This is a genomic window from Chamaesiphon polymorphus CCALA 037 (assembly GCF_003003845.1).
GTDB lineage: Bacteria > Cyanobacteriota > Cyanobacteriia > Cyanobacteriales > Chamaesiphonaceae > Chamaesiphon > Chamaesiphon polymorphus.
Window position 1 is genome coordinate 1 of record NZ_PVWO01000449.1, and the last position, 4,858, is coordinate 4,858.

The 4,858-nt window shown below is 47.5% G+C and carries 7 protein-coding genes; 1 reads left to right on the forward strand and 6 read right to left on the reverse strand.

Features of this window, described 5'->3' with window-relative positions; genetic code table 11:
* Window positions 1-1,404, forward strand: a 1,404-nt coding sequence (locus C7B77_RS24070) for an FAD-dependent oxidoreductase (protein WP_106310877.1), incomplete at its 5' end; no start/stop codon positions are given.
* Between the two features lie 31 nt (window positions 1,405-1,435).
* Here the strand turns inward: C7B77_RS24070 and C7B77_RS24075 are convergent.
* The 6 genes from C7B77_RS24075 to C7B77_RS24100 all read right to left on the reverse strand — a co-directional run bounded on the left by C7B77_RS24075 (window position 1,436) and on the right by C7B77_RS24100 (window position 4,849).
* Window positions 1,436-2,026 (reverse strand): DUF948 domain-containing protein, encoded by a 591-nt coding sequence (locus C7B77_RS24075; RefSeq protein WP_245894368.1) that lies wholly within the window; start codon window positions 2,024-2,026, stop codon window positions 1,436-1,438.
* Between the two features lie 29 nt (window positions 2,027-2,055).
* A complete protein-coding gene (locus C7B77_RS24080; protein WP_106310880.1) occupies window positions 2,056-2,388 on the reverse strand; it encodes a YtxH domain-containing protein in 333 nt (110 codons plus the stop codon).
* Between the two features lie 32 nt (window positions 2,389-2,420).
* The gene (locus C7B77_RS24085; RefSeq protein WP_146138486.1) at window positions 2,421-2,720 is read right to left on the reverse strand and encodes a hypothetical protein; all 300 of its coding nucleotides are present in this window, start codon (window positions 2,718-2,720) and stop codon (window positions 2,421-2,423) included.
* A 228-nt stretch (window positions 2,721-2,948) separates the two neighbouring features.
* A complete protein-coding gene (locus tag C7B77_RS24090; protein ID WP_106310885.1) occupies window positions 2,949-3,134 on the reverse strand; it encodes a hypothetical protein in 186 nt (61 codons plus the stop codon).
* Between the two features lie 77 nt (window positions 3,135-3,211).
* Window positions 3,212-4,342, reverse strand: a complete 1,131-nt coding sequence (locus C7B77_RS24095; protein WP_106310888.1) for a glycosyltransferase family 4 protein — start codon at window positions 4,340-4,342, stop codon at window positions 3,212-3,214.
* A 51-nt stretch (window positions 4,343-4,393) separates the two neighbouring features.
* On the reverse strand, window positions 4,394-4,849 hold the full coding sequence (locus C7B77_RS24100; RefSeq protein ID WP_106310891.1) for a Fur family transcriptional regulator: 456 nt from the start codon (window positions 4,847-4,849) through the stop codon (window positions 4,394-4,396).
* Window positions 4,850-4,858: the final 9 nt, after the last annotated feature.

Consider the following 4,858-nt stretch of genomic DNA (forward strand, 5'->3'; position numbering starts at 1 on the left):
GTAGAATACGACCTAGTAATTATCGGTGCGACAGAAGCAGCGCGTACAGCCGCGATCGAAGCGATCGGGTTGCGGGCGCGGGTGGCTTTGGTGTTGCCAGACGGACAGTTGCACCCTCAGCGCGATTTTTATCCCTATGCGTTGGCGCAGATTGCCACACAGCATCGAAGAGATCGCGGACGGCTGCAATCGCTGACTAGCTACCCCTGGAAATACGCTCATTTGGCGATCGATCGACTCGAAGAACGCTCTAGCCCCGCGCTACTAGCGGCGATGGGTGTCGATACGATCGTCGGGATGGGCGAATTTAGTCGTCGTCCGCAATTAGCATATAATGTTGGCGAAAGATCGCTACGGGCGAAGGCGTATGCGATCGCGACGGGATCTGTGGCTCATTACTCGCTAATTCCAGGGATTCAAGCCGCAGGCTATCTGACGATCGATCGGTTACCGAGTTTGGTCGATCGCGATATTCCACTCAAATGGGCGATTATCGGCTCGGAATCGATCGGAATCGAATTGGCTCAGACGCTGGCAAAATTGGGTGCTCAGGTGACACTAATTGTCGAAACAGAGCAAATTTTACCGCATGAAGATTCCGAGCTAGCTAATTTAATTCAGGCACAATTAGAAGCCGATGGTGTCAAAATTTATCTAGAAACACTCGTCACCAATGTCGGTCGAGAAGATGGCATCAAAATAATCACTATTGGCGATGATTCGCTCTTCGTCAATGAGATTTTTCTCGCGCTACCAGCACGACCCTTTTTAGAGCCAGTCAATGCAACGCCGATCGGGATCGAGTATACCGATAAAGGGATCTCGATCGACAATAAATTACGCACATCTCATCCTCAGATTTATGCCTTCGGTAGCGTCTGTGGCAATGTGTTAGGGGGCTATCACTCGCAAGCTTTGGAGCGGTACGAAGCACAAGTAGCCGTGCGAAATGCCCTATCTCGGCGCAAAACAAAAGTTAATTTTAAGAGCTACAATAACTTACCCTGGGCGGTCTACACCGATCCACCAATGGCACGAGTAGGGATGACGATCGGCACGGCACTAAATAGCAATCGGCGCGATCTGACTATTATCAAACAGTATTTTAAAAACAGCAATCGAGCAATTTTAGAAAATATTACTAGTGGTTATTGCCAAATTATTGTTACGCAAAAAGGACTAATCTTGGGTGTAGAAATTGTCGGTCAAAATGCACCAGAATTAATTCAAATCTTAACTCTTGCCATCCACCAAAAACTGAGAATTGCCGATCTGGTAACCTTACCTTATTTGTCGCCAAGTTATACCGAATTTATCTATCAAACCGCTCAAGAGTGGCATACTCAACAGCGAGAGCGAGACTCCAGACTTAGTTGGATCGATCGATTGTTGTGGTGGAAATAGTTCTACTTTCATGAATAATACAGGCTAAAGCCTATTCACTATCCCCTAGCTTGTCGTCCTCCAAGTAGTCTAGTTCGCGCCAAGAACGATCGAGTCGATCGGGAGACTGGGGTAAAGAGGCTCTCTCTGCAGCAGAAAGTCGATCGTGAGAATTAGATTCTCCCCGATCCCGCCAGGTTTGCCACGCGGCTTTGATACCCACCCAGACACTGCGGGTATTTGTTTGCACGTTCCCTGCTTGTTTTTTGACCTGTGTGATGCTCAAATCGACTTGTTGAGCTACTGCTGTGGCACTTTGTACCCCTTGGGACATTTCATCGCTCAGATCGCTCAATTCTAAGCTTGCGAGTCTGATTGCTTCGAGCGTCGGCGGTAATTCACGATCGAGCCTGTCGAATAGCTTTTCGGCACTTCTAGCCGCACGAGACAAATCTTGAATTGCTGGAAATGCGGCAACTACCAATGCTGTCAAACTAACAGCAACAAGTAGAATCGAGCATCCCAGAAACAGCAGCGGATCGATGAAGGTCAAAATTAGTTGATAGTTGATAGTTGATAGTTGATAACTGACAGTCACAAGTCTCTCTAGCGATCCGAGCGGAGTTTCTGCTGAAATAGACAAATTGGTGTATGGTTAGCCGATCCCTAATGCTAATCATCACCTTCATTTGAGGTTAAATCACGAGCAGGAGGGTTAGCTTCACGGAGCGATTGACTGGCAACAATGCCAGCAGAGATTGCTGTTGCCAATCGATCGAGTGTCTGATGCCAGCGATCGGCAGCAGCCGTAGATAGCTTATCGGCTTGGAGTTGTACGCTACTAGAAATATCTTCAGCCATTTGGGGGACTGCCGTTACTGTCTTAGTGAGAATTTTCCGCGTATCTCGTCCTTGACGGGGAGCTACCAATAGTCCGGTGACAGCACCAATTGCCGCGCCTAAAACAACTCCACCGATAAATGAACCGCGATTTTTATCTGCCATAGATCGATACCACTCAACCGAATATGTATAGTTTAGATCGATCTGTATCTATTCCTTTGTCCTCGCCACAACAGCAAAAAAATTGTGCTAGTAACTAGGAATATATAAATTGGATAGATGACAATTTGCCAAGTCCAATAATTCTCTTTCACAGAGGCTGCGCCAACGATCGCTAGAAGATTTAGCGCGTTAGCAACCGAACATAAGAGCCACGCCAATAGATTTTCGCCATCTGAATGACGCAAAGATTTACGAATAGTCGGTAAAGCACCCAAAAAATCGATACCAATATTTATCCCGAGGGCGATTGATGGCGATCGATACAGTCCCATAATATCAAACCGATCCCCACTCCAACCAAACAAATCCGATCTAATTGCGTCCGATCGCCTTGACTAAACTTTATTACCAATCAACTAGTACCGAGCGGCGTAAATCCTAGTACTATTTCGGGAAGAGTTGGGAGTTGGGAGTTGGGAGTTGCGGCTCGCGCTCGTCGGCTTTGCCGACGGTTCAGCGAGACAAGACAGGGAGTTGGGAGAGTATAGGCAATGGTTGCTTTACTTATGCCGTCGAGTACTAGTTAGCACAGGGCCGATAACATAAGCAATCGGCACCCAGATCGTTAATTCCGAACCAGTAGCTCGATCGGCGATCGAGTCCACCATGTCGATCGATTCGGACGAGTATACGCCTGCCAGATTGCCCATCAATAGGGCATAAATCCGCCCAACGATAAAACACAAGCGATCGCTCCGATACAGCTATAGAAAGTCAGTTTACTCGCACCAGTTTAATCGACGATCGAGGATAAAAATAGTTTTTATGGCTGTTCGTCTGGATTGGAAATGGGTTTGTCAGGAGACTCGACGATCGCGCGCAGCCGCAGCCACACTGTCATAATTAGTAGCAAAGCAATCCCGATCGCCGTTACCACGATTGCCATCTGTCGGATTCCCTGCATCCGCATTGCAATGATGCCCCCAGCCAGAGTTACCCCCCACAAAATTACTGCCGAATGTCGTTGCGAAAATCCTTGAGCTAACAACCGATGGTGCAGGTGATCCTTTCCTGGCGTACTCATCGGATTAGTTCCCGACAGCAATCGCTTGATTATTACCTGGCTGGTATCGACAACTGGGACAATAAAAAACACGATCGTCCCCACTAACGAAGTCAGCGTAGTCATCTTGACATTGCCCAGAATGCTAGTAGCGGCTAAAACATACCCGAGGAAGTAGGCTCCAGCATCACCCATAAAAATCCGCGACGGATGATAATTGTGCCGCAAGAAGCCTAAAGCCGCACCGCCTGCACCCGCACAAATTAGGGTAGCAGCCGCTCTGGCTTCAAATTGAGCCGATGCTGCCAATAGGCTCATTGCGGTAATAAAACTCACACCACCCGCTAAACCATCGATCCCATCCATTAAGTTAACTGCATTGGTAATGCCAACAATCCATAGAACTGTGAAAGCAACAGATATAATCCCATCGATCGGTGCTCCAAAATAGACAAGATGGATTTGGATGCCACAAACTACTAATAATAATGCTGTCAACACCTGGACGAGCAGGCGAAATAGTGCGGGTAATCCTCCAAATTGATCGTCGATAAATCCGACTAGAACTAACACCGAGCCGCCGAGTAAGATGGCTAAAACCGCAACTTGGACTTTGGCAAGGACGATCGGTGCAAGACAGCCTGCTAAGATAATTGCTGCCATTACTCCCGTATAAATTGCCAATCCTCCAGCATTAGGGCGCGGCTCCTGATGTAGTCTGCGGGCATTGGGTTCGTCTGCCCAACCGACTTTGAGCGCGAAAGTACGCACCTTCGGAATAAATAAATAGGTGACGATCCAGGCAAACATAAAAGTCAGCACTACGGAGAGCCACCCGCGTCCGTGCGGATCGGCAATGCCAATCGAATTCATGAAACTCTCAAATGTCATGCAGATTTCTATTTAAAAAGGATGAGGGGGAGCGGAGCAATTAAACTCTGACTAATTAGATCGATCGTGACTGTGATGGTGATGTAACTTAGTCACTTGCGTTCGATCGTCGCTATTGTCTACCTCTGTTGGGGCACAAGTCAAACATACTCCAAAAAATTCGAGAGTGTGGTAATAAATTTTGAATTGATGGAGCGATTCTAGTCTGTGCTCTAATTGTTCGACCGGACATTCATCGATCGCGATCGATTGTCCGCACTGCAAGCAAGTCAAATGATGCCGATCTGCTTGCACACAACTATACAATGATTCGCCAGTCGGTAATGTCCGACATTGAATTACCCCTTCCAATTTTAGACTCTCAAGGGCACGGTAGATAGTAGCTAGCCCAACTGCCCGATCTCGAGTTCGCAGTTCTACATAAATATCTTGGGCGGAAATTGCCCGATCGCATTGCTTGAGGAGTTGTAGAATTCGTTCTTGGCTGCGGGTTCGATCGGATTTCATGGTGGGGAG